General features: G+C 41.4%; 2 protein-coding genes. Both read left to right on the top strand.

Annotated elements, in window-relative coordinates:
* The first annotated feature begins 145 nt into the window (after positions 1–145).
* Positions 146–376, top strand: a complete 231-nt coding sequence (locus HMPREF2661_RS08855) for a hypothetical protein (protein ID WP_070823429.1) — start codon at positions 146–148, stop codon at positions 374–376.
* 8 nt (positions 377–384) lie between these two features.
* Positions 385–643: hypothetical protein (locus HMPREF2661_RS08850; RefSeq protein WP_070823427.1), on the top strand; the 259-nt coding region annotated here is incomplete at its 3' end.

Raw genomic sequence — 643 nt, 5'->3', positions numbered from 1 at the left:
AAGCCGTAAAAGCAGGTATTGAAGAAATCGGCAACCAATACGAATTTGTCGTATTCGGATTTTTGAAAGACTGATTTTCAGCGTTCGGCGGTCGCTGGAAAAAACATCATTATTTCCGCCAAACACTTTTAAAAGGAAAAACATCATGAAATTGATGAACACTTGCCGTAAATACGGCGCAAAATTGGCCGTTGTTGCCGCTGCTCCTCTGGCTTTATCTACTCAAGCATTGGCCGAATCAAATTTGCTTGATACCGCCTCCACAGAAATCGGCGCACTGAAAACAGGTATTATCGCATTCGGTGTTGTTGTTGTAGGCATTGCGATTGCTATCGTTTCAATTGGTCTGGTTAAACGCGTGATCAATAAAGCATAAGGTTTGATATGGGATATCGAGTAGGCCAAATCTGTTATGGCACGCAGATAGAAGCTCAAAATCATGTGATGTCCCAAGTCATACCGACAATCGATAAAGACGGGGTGTTGAATCACCCTGTTTTTATTGGTTCGGCATGGGAATATCACGGTAATCAAGTAAAACTCAACTTTCCGCAGTGCAATAATCAAGATTTTTATGATCAGGGTAGAGAGTTGGGACAGTCTATGCTGCTTGCTTTTATAGGTTTATTTATTGTCGTAGTCT

Source organism: Neisseria sp. HMSC061B04, from assembly GCF_001836705.1.
In the GTDB taxonomy this organism is placed as follows: Bacteria; Pseudomonadota; Gammaproteobacteria; order Burkholderiales; family Neisseriaceae; genus Neisseria.
This window is presented reverse-complemented; position numbering and strand designations above follow the sequence as displayed.

What these genes read in the sequence shown, in the direction of transcription:
- HMPREF2661_RS08855 (WP_070823429.1), top strand. Translation starts at nt 146, where the DNA reads ATGAAATTGATGAACACTTGCCGTAAATACGGCGCAAAATTGGCCGTT.